The organism is Glutamicibacter sp. MNS18, from assembly GCF_026107515.2.
GTDB lineage: Bacteria > Actinomycetota > Actinomycetes > Actinomycetales > Micrococcaceae > Glutamicibacter.
Genome location: NZ_JAPCHW010000002.1, coordinates 1 through 14,926 on the forward strand (window position 1 = coordinate 1; position 14,926 = coordinate 14,926).

At 61.3% G+C, this 14,926-nt stretch carries 13 protein-coding genes; 11 read left to right on the forward strand and 2 right to left on the reverse strand.

From position 1 onward, the window contains the following. The coding region (locus OK351_RS02625; RefSeq protein ID WP_265155797.1) for a LysM peptidoglycan-binding domain-containing protein at positions 1-666 on the reverse strand (666 nt) is incomplete at its 3' end. Between the two features lie 373 nt (positions 667-1,039). On the opposite strand from OK351_RS02625, the gene OK351_RS02630 reads away from it, so the two are divergent. Continuing rightward, positions 1,040-1,393 (forward strand): Rv2175c family DNA-binding protein, encoded by a 354-nt coding sequence (locus OK351_RS02630; RefSeq protein WP_265155798.1) that lies wholly within the window; start codon positions 1,040-1,042, stop codon positions 1,391-1,393. A 101-nt stretch (positions 1,394-1,494) separates the two neighbouring features. Here the strand turns inward: OK351_RS02630 and OK351_RS02635 are convergent, their stop codons facing one another. Next, positions 1,495-2,601, reverse strand: a complete 1,107-nt coding sequence (locus OK351_RS02635; RefSeq protein ID WP_265155799.1) for a polyprenyl synthetase family protein — start codon at positions 2,599-2,601, stop codon at positions 1,495-1,497. A 150-nt stretch (positions 2,602-2,751) separates the two neighbouring features. Between OK351_RS02635 and dinB the strand changes: the two genes are divergently transcribed. The 10 genes from dinB (at position 2,752) to murD (ending at position 14,905) form a co-directional block, all read left to right on the forward strand. Then, complete coding sequence (dinB, locus tag OK351_RS02640; protein WP_265155800.1) at positions 2,752-3,942, forward strand: DNA polymerase IV; 1,191 nt, start codon at positions 2,752-2,754, stop codon at positions 3,940-3,942. Positions 3,943-4,113: 171 nt separating this feature from the next. After that, positions 4,114-4,500 (forward strand): DUF3040 domain-containing protein, encoded by a 387-nt coding sequence (locus OK351_RS02645; protein WP_265155802.1) that lies wholly within the window; start codon positions 4,114-4,116, stop codon positions 4,498-4,500. A 427-nt stretch (positions 4,501-4,927) separates the two neighbouring features. Further along, positions 4,928-5,359, forward strand: coding sequence for a division/cell wall cluster transcriptional repressor MraZ (mraZ, locus tag OK351_RS02650; protein WP_265155803.1), 432 nt, complete (start codon positions 4,928-4,930; stop codon positions 5,357-5,359). A gap of 161 nt (positions 5,360-5,520) precedes the next feature. Next, positions 5,521-6,513: a 16S rRNA (cytosine(1402)-N(4))-methyltransferase RsmH gene (gene rsmH, locus OK351_RS02655; RefSeq protein ID WP_265155804.1), complete on the forward strand. Its 993-nt coding sequence runs from the start codon at positions 5,521-5,523 to the stop codon at positions 6,511-6,513. A 1-nt stretch (position 6,514) separates the two neighbouring features. Beyond that, a complete protein-coding gene (locus OK351_RS02660; RefSeq protein ID WP_265155805.1) occupies positions 6,515-7,309 on the forward strand; it encodes a cell division protein FtsL in 795 nt (264 codons plus the stop codon). Positions 7,310-7,419: 110 nt separating this feature from the next. Then, positions 7,420-9,201, forward strand: coding sequence for a peptidoglycan D,D-transpeptidase FtsI family protein (locus OK351_RS02665; RefSeq protein WP_265155806.1), 1,782 nt, complete (start codon positions 7,420-7,422; stop codon positions 9,199-9,201). Continuing rightward, on the forward strand, positions 9,195-10,805 hold the full coding sequence (locus OK351_RS02670; protein WP_265155807.1) for a UDP-N-acetylmuramoyl-L-alanyl-D-glutamate--2,6-diaminopimelate ligase: 1,611 nt from the start codon (positions 9,195-9,197) through the stop codon (positions 10,803-10,805). The genes OK351_RS02665 and OK351_RS02670 overlap by 7 nt, the downstream gene beginning before the upstream one ends. Before the next feature lie 28 nt (positions 10,806-10,833). Continuing rightward, positions 10,834-12,291 carry a UDP-N-acetylmuramoyl-tripeptide--D-alanyl-D-alanine ligase gene (gene murF / locus OK351_RS02675; protein WP_265155808.1) on the forward strand — a complete coding sequence of 486 codons (1,458 nt, stop codon included), beginning with the start codon at positions 10,834-10,836 and terminating at the stop codon, positions 12,289-12,291. Beyond that, a complete protein-coding gene (mraY, locus tag OK351_RS02680) occupies positions 12,288-13,391 on the forward strand; it encodes a phospho-N-acetylmuramoyl-pentapeptide-transferase (RefSeq protein ID WP_265155809.1) in 1,104 nt (367 codons plus the stop codon). The genes murF and mraY overlap by 4 nt, the downstream gene beginning before the upstream one ends. Continuing rightward, positions 13,373-14,905 carry a UDP-N-acetylmuramoyl-L-alanine--D-glutamate ligase gene (murD, locus tag OK351_RS02685; RefSeq protein ID WP_265155810.1) on the forward strand — a complete coding sequence of 511 codons (1,533 nt, stop codon included), beginning with the start codon at positions 13,373-13,375 and terminating at the stop codon, positions 14,903-14,905. Before mraY ends, murD begins: the two co-directional genes overlap by 19 nt. Positions 14,906-14,926: the final 21 nt, after the last annotated feature.

Here is a 14,926-nt window from a genome sequence, read left to right on the forward strand (position 1 = left end):
CGAGGTCTGCTTTGTTGAGGATGATCCGCTGGATCCGAAGTTCAGTTTCTGTCCGATGGTGATCCGGTCGCCGGAGGGGTTGCCTGCGGCTTTGCGGACCTCGGTCAGGGAGACGCCCAGCGCCAAGGCGATGTGTCCCATGGTGTCGCCGGCCTTGACGGTGTAGCTGGAGCCGGACAGGTTTGTTGAGCCCTTGGCGTTGGTCGAGGTCTGCTTTGTTGAGGATGATCCGCTGGATCCGAAGTTCAGTTTCTGTCCGATGGTGATCCGGTCGCCGGAGGGGTTGCCTGCGGCTTTGCGGACCTCGGTCAGGGAGACGCCCAGGGCCAAGGCGATGTGTCCCATGGTGTCGCCGGCCTTGACGGTGTAGCTGGAGCCGGACAGGTTTGTTGAGCCCTTGGCGTTGGTCGAGGTCTGCTTTGCGGCCGAGGACTTCTCCGGCTGGCCCGGGACCTTGAGCTTCTGGCCCGCACGGATCAGGTCGCCGTCAAGATCATTGATCTTCTTCAACTCGGCCACGGTGGTGTCGTACTCCCGGGCCAGGGTCCACAGTGACGAGCCCTCGGCAACTTTGATCTCCTTGAGCTGCTGCTGTGCAGGAAACCCAAGAGTCGGAATACGCGAGGCAAGCAAGTTGGCCTTGATGTGTTCCTCGGCGATCTTCACTGTTTCAGCGGTAACACCCTTGGGTGCTAGAAGCGAGGAACTCTGCAACTCAACAGGCGCGGCCTGCGCCGGGACTGCTGCAAGGCTTCCCAGGACAACAGCGGGAATTGCAGCACCAGCGACGGCACCTAGCGCACTCTTGGTGACTCGATTCGAAACTTGGGGCATGAATTCTTCCTCGTTTTAAAGGCTTCGGTGAAAACGCCGGCAAGACGAACACGATGAGTCAGTCGATGCTCATGTGGATCGTGTTGCAATTGTTATCAAAGTGATACCTGAAAATTTACACTACTAGTGAGTCGCATGGAAACCAGTGGGACGGGGTTTCCCGATCTTTTTATACGCCGTGGCGAAATTGTGGGAACCTTTAAGGGTGAAAGAAATTGAGAACCTTGTAGGTGAATGGCGGGCGCTACCGGATCTGGCTGAAGAGCTGGATGTTGATATCCGCCAAATTCACCGGTTGATTGATGACCGAAAAATCGTCGCACTGCGCGTAGGGGAACGACGGGTCCGCTCTGTTCCGGCACTATTCGTCATGGATGGTCAGGTGGTGGAGAGCCTCAAAGGGACACTGAGCGTGTTGCAGGACGCAGGGTTTACCGACGAAGAGTCGGTTCGCTGGTTGTTCACCGAGGATGACACCTTGCCCGGAACTCCCATGGACGCACTGCGAGCGGGGCGGAAAACCGAGATTCGCCGCAGGGCACAGTCAATGGCCTGGTAGATGCAATTGACCCGTTGGCCAAAGTTCTTGGCCAACGGGTCAATTTTTGTCTGAACGGGTATTCGTTGAGGAGTGGGCAGTCGAACTTTATCGAATGTTGACTATTTGCTCCGTTTGGTCACGGCATCGCTAAGAAATGACATTCCGGCCAGCGCGAGGTCATGAACGGGAATCTTGGACATCGCCGCCATTGCGTCATTGGTCAATTGGGCAATATCGGTCTCGGTCTCGGCCAAGGCTCCGCACTCTCGAAGAATCGTGCTGATCTGTTCGACTTCGTCGTCCCTCAGATCCGGGGCCCCGAGGCGACGGGCAATGAGGCTCTTGGATTCCGTATCGGCTAGCAGCATAGCGTGGGCGATCAGCTCTGTGCGCTTGCCTTCACGCAGGTCATCCCCCGCAGGTTTGCCGGTAACCGAAGGATCGCCGAATACCCCCAGTACGTCATCACGGAGTTGAAAGGCTTCACCCAGAGGCAATGCGAAGGCCTGGTAGGACGCGAGGAGTTCCGGCCCGGCACCAGCCAGGGCGCCACCGAGCAGGAACGGATTCTCCGTGGAATACTTGGCGGACTTGTAGCGCACGATTGTACGTGCACGTTTGACGGCCTCGGCGGGGTCATAAGACGAACCGGCGGATTCCTCGAGGATATCCAGATACTGTCCGGCCATGACCTGAGTTCGCATCTGGTTGAAAATCTTGCGGGCAGCCGGACCTACCGATTCGACGGAAGCGAAGACCTCTTCACTGAGCGATAGGCACAGGTCGCCGGCGAGGATGGCGCTGGCCCCACCATAATGAGCCGGATCCCCGTCTAGCTGTAGCTCAAGATGCTGGGCTTCGAATCGCTTATGGACGCTGGGCTGACCACGGCGGGTGTCCGAACGGTCAATCAAGTCATCATGAATCAAGGCGGCAGCTTGGAAGAGTTCCAAAGCGACACCGACTTTGACTATGTCATTGGTTTCCGACTGGCCACCAGCACCAAGGAATCCCCAAAACGCAAAGGCCGGACGAAGTCGTTTTCCGCCACGAGTGAGCGCCTTGATCGCATCCACCAGTGCCACTGCACTGGTGGTGATGGATCCGACTTCTAGCGCCTTCTCAGCCAAGAAGTCGTCGAGGGTGACAGCCACGCGTTGCATGTAAGTCCGGGTCAGCTTCTCAGCTTCAGGCGCAAGGTCAACGATGGACTGTGGCAAAGACATTCGAATCCAATTTCTCTGGGGGAGCGAAGGGGGAAGTGGATATCTCCACTCTACCGCGAACTCACTTCCGGTCAGACAAGTGCAAATGCAGCCGCCAGCTGGCTTCACGATCGCTACCCACGTGTCGGACACTCTCACTAGACTATGGACATGAACGCCAAGCCCGAGCGAGCCATTTTGCATGTCGACATGGACGCGTTCTTCGTCTCCGTAGAATTGCTCTCCCGTCCCGAGCTGGTCGGCAAGCAGGTCATTGTCGGTTTCCCTGCTGGCCGCAGCGTGGTTCTCTCGGCATCCTACAACTGCCGGTCCATGGGGGTGCGCTCTGCAATGCCCATGTCCCAAGCCCAGGCACTGGCGCCACACGCCGTGATCATCGAACCGGACCACAGATCGTATTCTCGGATGTCCTCACTCATCATGCAGTACTTCTCCACGATTACTCCATTGGTCGAACAGCTGAGCATCGATGAGGCTTTCCTGGACGTTACTGGAAGCATGCGCCGGCTCGGAGGGCCGGTCGCGATTGCCCGGATGATCAAGGGTCACCTGGCCAGCGAACTTGGACTTCCGGCGAGCGTGGGTGTGGCCCGAAACAAATTCGTAGCCAAGCTGGCCTCGGAACACGCCAAACCCGATGGGCTGGTCGTGGTTGCCCCTGGGCGTACCCTGGAGTTCCTGCACCAGCTTCCGGTGCGTGCCTTGTGGGGTGTAGGGCAACGAACCCTTGAACAGCTGCACCGGGCCGGTATAGAGACTGTGGCCCAATTGGCGGCATTCCCGGAGGCCGCGATCATCCAGCGCTTCGGCGAGCACGGGAAGAACCTGTACCAATTGGCCCATGGGATCGATGACAGGAAAGTGGAGCCGGTGCGTAAGGAAAAATCATTGTCCGCTGAACATACGTTTGACACGGATCTGTGGGATGCCCGACACCTTGAAGACGAACTGGTTCAGTTGAGCCATAAGGTCGCCACCCGGCTACGCGGAAGTTCGAAACTTGCCGAAACCCTGGGAATCAAAATCAAGTACGCGGACTTTACGACGGTTAACCGTTCTAAGACCTTGCCGGTTCCCAGTGATTCACCTTCGCAGATCAGCCAAGGTGTGGTTGAACTGTTCAGGAAGCTCCAGCCCTTGGAGAAAGCCGTGCGACTGGTCGGAGTCAGAGTGGAGAAACTGGCTGATGGTGACAACGGGCTTCAGCTGAGTCTGGACCCTATGGAGGAAAAAACGCGTGAAGCCGAAAAAGTCGCCGATTCCATTGCACTGCGGTTTCCCGGTGGGAGGCTGACTCCCGCCAGGTTGGTCAAAGCGCCCAAATCGCCCAGCGACGAATGATCAATACCCTAAGGTTTCACCAGAATGCGAGATCAACTAGCAGACGGGCATCCTGAAAGACTATCCTTGAAGGTACATAGAAGAATAAGCCGGAACAAATCCCGGCTTCTGGACGTTCTATGAAGTGACGGCGGTACAAACCGTCATGGAAGTGATTGGGAGGAGAGGACGATGCCGCTATCCGAGCATGAGCAACGTCTGCTGGAACAGCTGGAAAAGCAGTTGCATGAAGATCGTCGCTTTGCTTCCAATATGAAGGCGCCTGGGAACACCGGCAGGCTTTCCACCCGGCATATCGCGCTGGGTGCATTGGTCGTAATCATTGGTCTTGGCGCGCTGATCTTCGGTATTTCGCAGCAACTGGTCATTATCGGGGTTATCGGATTCATCGTGATGTTTGCTGGAGTGGCCTTGGCACTGACCAAGTCTTCGACGGGGAAGATCGGAGGCACTTCGGCCCCCGGTGGGGCGAAGGGTACCGGCCGCGGGAATTCGCAATTCATGACCGGTCTTGAAGAAAAATGGAACCAGCGCAAGCGGGACCAAAACGGCCACTAAGGCACGTTTATCAGAGGTGAAAGGCACGATCCATCGGATCGTGCCTTTTGTTTGCCGCAAATCACATGACTTCTTCTGCGCTCCACCGATTCTGGGCAATCTCCTAGGAATCAATCGAAACACCCTGTATCAGGCAGCCGCGTCATTGGCCCCCTTGCGCCCCCACTTTCCTCCACCGCTCCGGTATCTACCGTTGGAAACCCGGAAAGACGCGGAATCAGCGTCCATTCGCCGGCCTCGTGGCCGTCCAGAAGCAAAACCCCTCCACCCTCAGCCCCACTGAAAGATCCCTGAAAATTCGCGGATCTTTTCTCTATTTAACGGCGAAACCCGGTTTTGGCGCGTTGACAGTGGAGGGGTGTGGAGTAAAGTGGAGCGTAGTAGAGGGAGATGGCTGAATCACCACTTCTTGTGAAAGGCGGTGTGCATGTTCTTAGGGACGTATACACCGCGCCTTGATGACAAGGGGAGGTTGATTCTTCCTGCAAAATACCGCGATGAACTGTCCTACGGATTGGTTCTGACCCGCGGACAGGAACGGTGCATCTACGTCTTCAGCCAGCGGGAATTCGAGAAGCAGCACGAGCAACTAGCGCAAGCTTCACTGTCCTCCCGCCGGGCTCGGGATTACGCACGTGTGTTCCTGTCCGGGGCGTCGGATGAAGTGCCGGATAAACAGGGGCGGGTCACCATTCCTTCAATGCTTCGTACCTATGCGGCGCTTGACCGTGAAGTCACGGTGATCGGTGCAGGCAACCGCATTGAAATTTGGGACACCGAGGCTTGGCAGGAATACCTGCGGCAGCAGGAGGAAGCCTTCTCCGATACGGACGAGGATGAACTACCCGGCCTTGGGTAGGGAAACTTCCGATACTGGGGTAAATCGCTGGGATGAGATCTCCAGCCACCTTAAGGCAGCACGAGTCTGACTCCACTTCCCCGGAGCCAGAACCGTGCCACGCACTTGGGGTTGGAGGGGGATCTGATTCCAGCACGACGACACGGCGACAAGGGGGCACAATGCCAGCGAACGGCGACGCGCGGCCAACATCAGAGCGGCATATTCCAGTCCTGCTGGATCGTTGCATCAATCTGCTGGCACCGGGCATTGAACGGGCCAACGCCGAAAACCGCCAAGCCGTTGTCGTGGACTGCACCCTGGGTATGGGAGGACACTCCGAGGCCCTGTTGCAACGATTTGAAAACCTGCACCTGATCGGGCTGGACCGCGATGAGCAGGCCCTGTCCTTGGCAGGGGCCCGGCTTGAACCCTACGCAGCACGGACCGACCTGGTCCACGCTGTGTACGACGAAATCGCCGAGGTGGTCCAGGACCTGGGCTTCACCGGTGTAGACGGCGTGCTCTTCGACCTCGGAGTCTCCTCCCTGCAGCTAGATGAGCGCGAGCGCGGCTTCGCGTACTCCTATGACGCGCCGCTGGACATGCGCATGGACACCTCCGAGGGGCCTACGGCCGAGGACCTGGTCAACGACTTGGCGAGGGAAGAACTGCAACGGATCATCCGGCAGTGGGGCGAAGACAAATTCGCCGGCCGAATTTCCCATGCGATCGTGAAGCACCGCGAGCAACAGCGGATCAGTACCACCGCCCAGCTGGTGGAGGTCATCCGTTCTGTTGTCCCTGCCGCCGCAGCACGAACCTCCGGCCATCCGGCCAAGCGCACCTTCCAAGCCCTGCGGATTGCGGTCAATGAAGAGCTCGACGTGTTGGAACGGGCCATACCTTCATCCATGGACGTCCTGAACACCGGTGGTCGCGTCGTGGTGATGAGCTACCACTCGCTGGAAGACAAGATCACCAAGAAATTCTTCGTCAAGGGATCGACATCCTCGGCACCCGTGGGATTCCCGGTCGAACTAGACGAACACAAGGCGGAATTCAAGGTACTCACGAAGGGGACCGAGAAACCCACCGAAGAGGAAATCGCTGAAAACTCTCGCGCTGCCTCGGCCCGGCTTCGGGCTGTGGAGCGCATCCTGAAGAGGAGCTAGCATGAGCCAACGTGCCCCGCGACGACTGCCGAAGACCTCCGCGCTTGCTGCCCAGCAGCTGGTGGATGGGGCAACGGCCAAGGTAGCGCGCCCAGAACCGGTGGCGGCCAGCGAAGTTCCCTTTATTGATTCCAAACGCCGTATTACCCTTTCCCTGGTCCCCAACAGCAATCAGCGGCGTCGCCGGCCGCTGATCCTGATGGTCTCGGTGCTGGTCCTGCTGGCCTTTGCGGTCATCGTCTCGCTGGTGTTGCTCAATACCTCGGTGGCCCAGCGTCAGTACGAAATGGTATCGCTGCGTAACCAGGAGCGGGTGTTGTCCCAGGAGAACCAGACGCTGCTGAAGGAAGCCCAGTCCTTGGCGGCCCCGCAGACCCTGGCCAAGCAGGCCAAGGAACTGGGGCTGGTCGCCCCGGCTGCTCCGGGGCTGGTGGACCTGGAATCATCCAGCATCAGCCAGCAGGCCGAATCCGCCCCGAAGGCCGATGACGCCAACTCGGACTACGCCAGCCTACCCCTGCCCGGCGAGAGCATCCGTTCCAAGGCCAGCAACGATGCCGAAAGCGCGAAGATCGCCGAAGCCAACCAGAAGAAGGCCGCCGAGGAGAAACGCAACGGCGCCGAAGCCATGGTGCCGGATGCCAAGACCAGCGGGCAGGAGGCATCCGCCGCCAAGCCGGCCGCAACCGAGCCGAAGGTCCGTGAACAGTCCTCCGATGGTCGGCCGGTATTCGATAGCCAGGAGCTGAACGGCGGCACGATTCCCGCTCCGTCGGTCAAATCCCCGGCAAACTAGTCAACCCTTTCTAAGCTAGAAGCTGGCGGCAACATTCGCTGTCAAACCATAAGTTGAGGGGAAAGAGCTGGATCGTGAACCCAACGACCGTTGACACAGCGAAACGACGAATGCGGCTGATTCTTATCCTGTCGCTGGCCGCGCTGCTGGCCATTGCCGGACGGCTGTTCTATGTCCAGGGCATCAATGCCGCGCAGGTAGCCGACAAGGCGCAACAGGATCGCCTACGCGAACAGGTGATTCCGCCGACCCGCGGCTCCATTGTCGACCGCAACGGCACCATCCTGGCGGTCAGCGTGGACCGCTACGACCTGGTCATCGACCAGCGTGGGCAAAAGGAAACCTACTCCCGCAAGAAACTGGATGGGTCCAACGAACGCGAACGGGTGACCTACGAGCAGGCCGCGGAGGAAATCGCCGTGATCCTGGAACAGGATGTTGCGCAGGTCTCCGAAGCCATCATCCCTGTCGATGGTGAAAAGCCCAAGGGGTATGTGGTGGTCGCCAAGGGGGTCACCCCGGAGATCAAGAACGAGGTCATGGAGATCGGTGTGCCGCGCCTGGCTTCCCAGCTACGCAGTGAACGCCAGTACCCGCAAGGGGTCATTGCCGGCCCGTTGCTCGGCTTTGTGCGCAATTCCGAAGACCAGACCTCCGTGGTGGGAGCCGAAGGGCTAGAGCTGAGCCAGGAAGACCGGTTGCGTGGCACCGACGGCAGTCGCAAGATCGAGGTGGGTGCCGACGGGGTGCGCATCGCGGTTGCGGATGTCGAGGAGGTGCCGGCCATCAACGGTCAGGATGTGCACCTGACCATCGACTCGGATATCAACTTCGTGGCCCAGCGTGAAGCGGAGAAGAAACGCGCCGAGTTCGATGCCGAATGGGTGTCCGTGGTGGTCGAGGAGGTCAAGACAGGCAAGATCCTGGCCATCGGCGATTCCGCGCAAATGGATCCCAACGACCCGGGGGCGACCCCGGGCGAGTTCCGCCGTTCGGTCTCCATCACCCGTGCCTTCGAACCGGGCTCCACCGGCAAGGCGGCGATCTTCGCCGCGGCCATCGACGCCGGCAAGGTCAAGCCCACCGACCAGTTCACGGTGCCGAACAAGTACACCGTGCAGAACGAAACCATCAACGACTCGCTGCCGCATGCCACCTACGACATGACGGTCTCCGGGATCTTCGCCCGTTCCTACAACACCGGTACGGTCATGGTCGGCGAGACCCTGGGCAACCAGCAGCGCTACGACTACATGCGCAAATTCGGCCTGGGCGAGTCCATCCAACTGGGTCTGAACGGCGCCAGCAAGGGTCAATTGGCCGAACCAGGCACCTGGGATCGCCGCCAGCAGTTCACCACCATGTTCGGCCAGGGCTATTCGCAGACCGTGCTGCATACCGCATCGATCTTCCAGACCCTGGCCAACGGGGGAGTGCGTATCGCACCGAGCCTGATCGAGGGGTACATCAACGAGGACGGCAGCCAGGAGGCGGCCGCGGTTCCCGAGGAAACCCGGGTTGTGAAAAAGGCAACAGCAGACGAGATGCTTAAACTCATGGAATCGGTCGTTGAGGAAGGCACCGGTACTAAAATGAAGATTCCGGGTTACCGGGTGGGAGGCAAGACCGGTACCGGTCAGGCCGCCGGGGAATCGGGTGGCTATGACGGCTACACCTATTCCTTCGCCGGGGTCGCCCCGCTGGATGACCCGCAATTCGTGGTGGTTGCCACGATGTACCGGCCGCAGGGCGACTGGAAGCAGTTCTCCGTGGCCGATACCTTCACCGAGGTCATGAGCCACACGTTGAACACCTTCAACGTGCCGCCATCCTCCACGGAACCCGATACCTACAATGTCTTCATCGGTAAGGAACAGAAAAAACCTTGGTAAACCACGAGCAGGAAACACCGCGCGATCTGGAACGGTACCTGCGCCCCAGCAGTCCGGTGCCGGTTGCCTGGCCAACGATCTGCGAGGCCGTCAACGCGGTGACCGGTACGGCCGGACCTGCCGACTTGAAGATCAGCGGGGTCAGTCTGAACCCGCAGACAGTCCAGCCCGGGGATGTCTTCCTGGCCATTTCCGGTGCCAAACGCCATGGTGCCCAGTTCCTGTCCGCGGCGTTGCGGCACGGGGCCCGGGCCGTTATCACCGACACCAGGGGATCCGAGATCATCGGTCCGGAGCCTGGCGTGCCGGTCGCCGTCGTGACCGATGTCCGGGCGGTGGCCGCCACCGTGGCAGCGACGATCTACGGCACGAACCTGCGCACCCCGGAGCTGTTCGCGGTGACCGGGACCAACGGCAAGACCACCACGACCTTCATGATCCGTGCCCTGCTTGAAGCGCTGGGCAGGGCCACCGGGATCGTGGGCACCATCGAGATGTCGGCGCGCGGGAAGATCATCCCCAGCGTCCTGACCACCCCGGAGGCCACCCAGCTTCACGGGGTGCTGGGCCGGATGACCGAGCAGGACGTGGACTCGGTGGCCATGGAGGTCTCCAGTCATTCGCTGAGCTACGGGCGGGTGGACGGCCTGGAATTCGCCGTCTCCGGTTACACCAACCTGACCCAGGACCACCTGGACCTGCACGGGTCCATGGACGACTACTTCGCCACCAAGGCCCGGTTGTTCACCCCCGGACGTTCACGGCGGGCCGTGGTATTGGTTGACGATCATTACGGCCGCAAGCTGGCCGCCGAAGCGGGGATCGAGGTGCAGGGACTGAGCCTGGATGCCGCGAATGCCGATGCCTATTGGACGGTGAGCACGATCCATGCCAGCGGTCTGGGGCATACTTTCACCCTGGCCAGCCGGGATGGGGTGCAGCTGCGGGCCCGCACCGGGCTGCCAGGGGCATTCAACGTCGCCAATGCCGCACTGGCCCTGGCCATGGTGCTGGCCAGTGGTGCGGATCCCGCAGCCGTGCAACAGGCACTGGATTCACGGGACCCGTTTTCGCTGTCTGTTCCCGGCCGGATGCAGGTGGTCGCCGAACGGCCGGTTGCGGTCGTTGATTTCGCCCACAACTCCGATGCCCTGGCCAAGGCCCTGGACTCGCTTCCCGTAACCGCGGCAGGCCGACGGATCATTGTTTTCGGAGCCACCGGTGAACGCGATACCAGCAAGCGGCCCGATATGGGCGCGGTGGCTGCCCGGCACGCCGACGTGGTGATCGTCACCGATGACGATCCTCATGACGAGGCGCCGGGGCCGATCCGCGACCAGGTGGAAGCCGGAGCCCGGCAGGCCATCGAGGCCGACGGGCTGGAGGTCGAGTTGCACAACGTCGCGCCACGCGACCGAGCCGTGGAGTTCGCTGTGAGTTTGGCCAATGCCGAGGATGCCATCCTGGTGGCCGGACGGGGGCACGAAGTTTACCAAGAAGTTGCAGGAATTGACGTGTCGCTTGACGACCGCGAGGAGTTGGCCAAATCATTGGCCAAACACGGATACACCCCGGTTTCCGCCTTCGCACAATCCATCGAGTAATCCGCCTGAGTGTAAAGTCCTAAGTGCCATGATTGAACTGTCCATCCAAGATATCCTTGCCATCACCGGTGGCCGGGCGACCTCCACGGTCGACCCCGCAACGGTGATCGCCGCCATCACCACCGACTCCCGTGAGGTCGGCCCCGGTGCCCTCTTTGTGGCCAAGCCCGGAGAGTTCTCCGATGGCCACGCCTTTATCGATTCCGCCCTGCACGCTGGTGCCGTGGCGGCACTGGCCGAACGCGAGACCTTCGACGAGCAACGCCAGGTGCACCCCGCCGTGATTGTGGCCGATGCGGTCGTGGCCATGGGACGGATCGCCGCCCACGTGGTCGACTACCTGAAGTCGCGCAACAAGGCGGTGGTGGTGGGGATCACCGGATCGGCTGGAAAGACCACCACCAAGGACCTGCTGGCGAAGCTGTTGTCCCAGGAAGCCCCGACGGTCTGGCCAATCGGCTCCTACAACGGTGAAGTCGGTGTTCCGCTGACGATTTTCAGCGCCACCGAGGACACCAAGTACCTGGTAATCGAGATGGGCGCTACCGGGATCGGGCACCTGAGCTACCTGACTAGGATGGTGAAACCCGACATCGGTGTGGTGTTGTGTGTCGGGAGCGCCCACGCCGGCGAATTCGGTGGCGTGGAGAACATCGAAAAAGCCAAGGGTGAACTGGTCGAGGCCTTGCCCGCTGGCGGCCGCGCCCTGTTGAACCATGATGATGCCCGTGTGGCACGGATGTCTTCACGTAGCACGGCGCCGGTGTCCTATTTCGGGACCACCGGGGCCACACCTGCGCAAGCCGCCGTCTGGGCCAGTGAGGTCGGCACCGACCGGCACGGACGGGTGGGCATGGTGCTGAACTTCCCTGATGGCAGCGCGCACCGGGTCACCAGTGGGCTGCTCGGGCGGCACCACGCGACCAATATCGCCGCCGCGGCCAGCGCAGCCTACGAGCTGGGTCTGGCACCCGGCCGGATCGCCGCCACCTTGGACGGGCTGGGTGCCGGAAGCCGCTGGCGCATGGAACGCAGTGAACGGGCAGATGGGGTCACCGTCATCAACGACGCCTACAACGCCAACCCGGATTCGATGCGTGCCGCCTTGGTGACCCTGGCAGAACTCGGCCTGCCCGACGAACAGGGCCGGGCCCGGCGCACCTGGGCGGTGCTGGGAGCCATGCTGGAACTGGGCAAGGATTCGATTCTGGAACACGATGTACTCGGCCGCCTGGCGGTGCGGATGAATATCAAGAAACTCCTGGTGGTTGGCGCCGAAGCGAAACCCGCCTACAACTCCGCCGTCCTGGAAGGCAGCTGGGGTGACGAGGCGCATTACGTACACGATGTGGAAGAAGCCAGAGAATTCCTTAAAGAACAGCTTCGACCGGGGGACATTGTATTGTTCAAGTCATCAAATGGTGCCGGACTGCGTTTCCTCGGAGATGACATCGTTGCACAGGCACAGGAAGGCCGCGGAGCGTGATCGCATTAATTTTGGGGGCAGGAATCGCCCTGGTGCTGACCATGGTGGTGATGCCGCTGTACATTCGGCTGCTGACCAAGAAACAGTACGGCCAGGTGGTCCGCGATGACGGCCCGAACTCGCACTCGGTGAAATCCGGGACGCCGACCATGGGCGGGGTGGTGATCATCTTATCGGTGTTCATCAGCTACTTCCTCACCCATGGGATCCTGGCGGCGCTGGGACGAACCAGTGCGGGGATCACCGCCAGCGGCCTGCTGGTGTTGCTGCTCTTTGGCGGAATGGGCTTGGTCGGCTTCCTCGACGACTTCATCAAGATCGCCAAGAAGCGGTCGCTGGGCCTGCGTGCCTGGCAGAAGATCGTACTGCAGGCCCTGGTGGGTATCAGCTTCTCGGTACTGGCCTTGCAGTTCCCCAACGACCAGGGACTGACCCCGGCATCCACCGCGATCTCCTTCCTCCGCGATACCGAGATCAACCTGGCATTCGCCGGCCCGATGCTGGGCCTGGTGCTTTTCGTGATCTGGTCGAACTTCATTGTCACCGCCACCACCAACGGCGTGAACCTCACCGACGGACTGGACGGGCTGGCCACCGGCGCATCGATCATGGTTTTCGGTGCGTACACCCTCATGGGGATCTGGCAGCAGAACCAGGCCTGCTCCCTGGCCAACGCGACCGAGGTCTGCTATACGGTGCGTGACCCGCAGGACCTGGCGCTGTTCGGCGCCACCATCTCCGGGGCACTGGTTGCCTTCCTGTGGTGGAACGCCAAGCCGGCCAAGATCTTCATGGGTGACACCGGCTCGCTGGCCATTGGCGGTGCCGTGGCGGCCATGGCCATCCTCTCCCGTACCCAGCTGCTGTTGGTCATCATCGCGGGTCTGTTTGTCCTGATCGCGCTGTCGGTGATCATCCAGGTCGGTTACTTCAAGCTTTCCGGCGGCAAACGCGTGTTCAAGATGGCTCCCTTGCAACACCACTTCGAGCTCTCCGGGTGGTCCGAGGAAAACGTTGTTGTCCGCTTCTGGATCCTGGCAGGCCTGTTCGTGGCAGCCGGGCTGGGTCTGTTCTACTCCGAATGGGTTGTCGCACTGTGAGTGAATCATTGGACAAATTGACCAGCTGGGACGCGGACTGGAAGGGGCTGCGGGTGGTGGTCGCCGGACTGGGCGTCACCGGCTTCTCGGCCGCCGATACGCTGATCGAACTCGGGGCCACGGTTACCGTGATCGATTCCAAGGACGATGAGCTGACCCGGCAACGGGCCGAGACCCTCACCATCGTCGGTGCCCACCAGGTGTTGCTGGGAGCCGAGCATGTCTCGGCCCTGCCACGCGTCGACGGGCAGCAACCCCAACTGGTGATCGCCTCACCGGGCTGGAACCCACGCCATCCGGTGCTGGCCGAAGCCACGCAAGCGGGGATCGCCATTTGGGGCGATGTCGAACTGGCCTGGCGGGTCCAGGGCTGCGAGGGACGAAAGAGCCCCCAATGGCTGGTGATCACCGGGACCAACGGCAAGACCACCACGGTGGGCATGACCGAAGCGATCCTGCTCGCGGCCGGGCACAAGGCCATCGCCGTGGGGAATGTCGGCACCCCGATCCTGGACGCGGTACGTGATCCGGAAGGGTACGACGTGCTGGCGGTGGAACTGTCCAGCTTCCAATTGCACTACACCCACAGTATTTCCCCGCTGGCCTCCGTGGTGCTGAACCTGGCCGAGGACCACGTGGACTGGCATGGCGGGTTCGACGGCTACCGGCAGGACAAGGCCCGAATCTACGAACGCACCCAGGTCGCGGCGATCTTCAACAACGAGGCGCCCGAGACCATCACCATGGTGGAAAACGCCGATGTCGTCGAGGGCTGCCGTGCCGTCGGCTTCACCACCGATACCCCGGGGCTGTCCATGGTGGGCATCGTCGAGGGGCTGCTGGTGGACCGCGCCTTCATCGAGGACCGGCGCAACAGCGCCGCCGAACTGGTGGCATTGGAGCAGATCGGGCAGATCGTGCCGCGGCACACCGCGGCGAACGCCGCGGCCGCCGCCGCACTAACCCGGGCCTACGGGGTGCCGGCGGAGGCCGTCGCCCGCGGACTGACCGGATTCGACGCCGGAGCACACCGGATCCAGGCTGTCGCCCGACGCGATGAGATCCTGTGGATCAACGATTCCAAGGCCACCAACCCACACGCCGCCGATGCCTCGCTCAGCGCCTTCGGCAAGGTGGTGTGGATCGCCGGGGGCGTATCCAAGGGCGTGGACTACGCTGCATTGGTCAGCAAACATGCACAACGGCTGCAACGGGTGTTGTTGATCGGGACCGACAACGCCACGCTGCTCGCGGCCCTGGCCGAACACGCCCCGACGGTACCGGTCCATGACATCACCAGCGCGGCCACCGATCCCGACGGCACCGCCCCGAGCGGGTCGCGGGTGATGACCCGGGCCGTACGCCAGGCGGCCACCCTGGCCACGGCCGGGGATACCGTGCTGATGGCCCCGGCGGCGGCGTCCATGGATCAATTCAGCTCCTACGCACAGCGTGGCAACGCCTTCATCAGCGCAGTCAGTGATCTGATGGATGAACCTACGCAGACAAACTAGACACCATCGAGCAACGGGGAG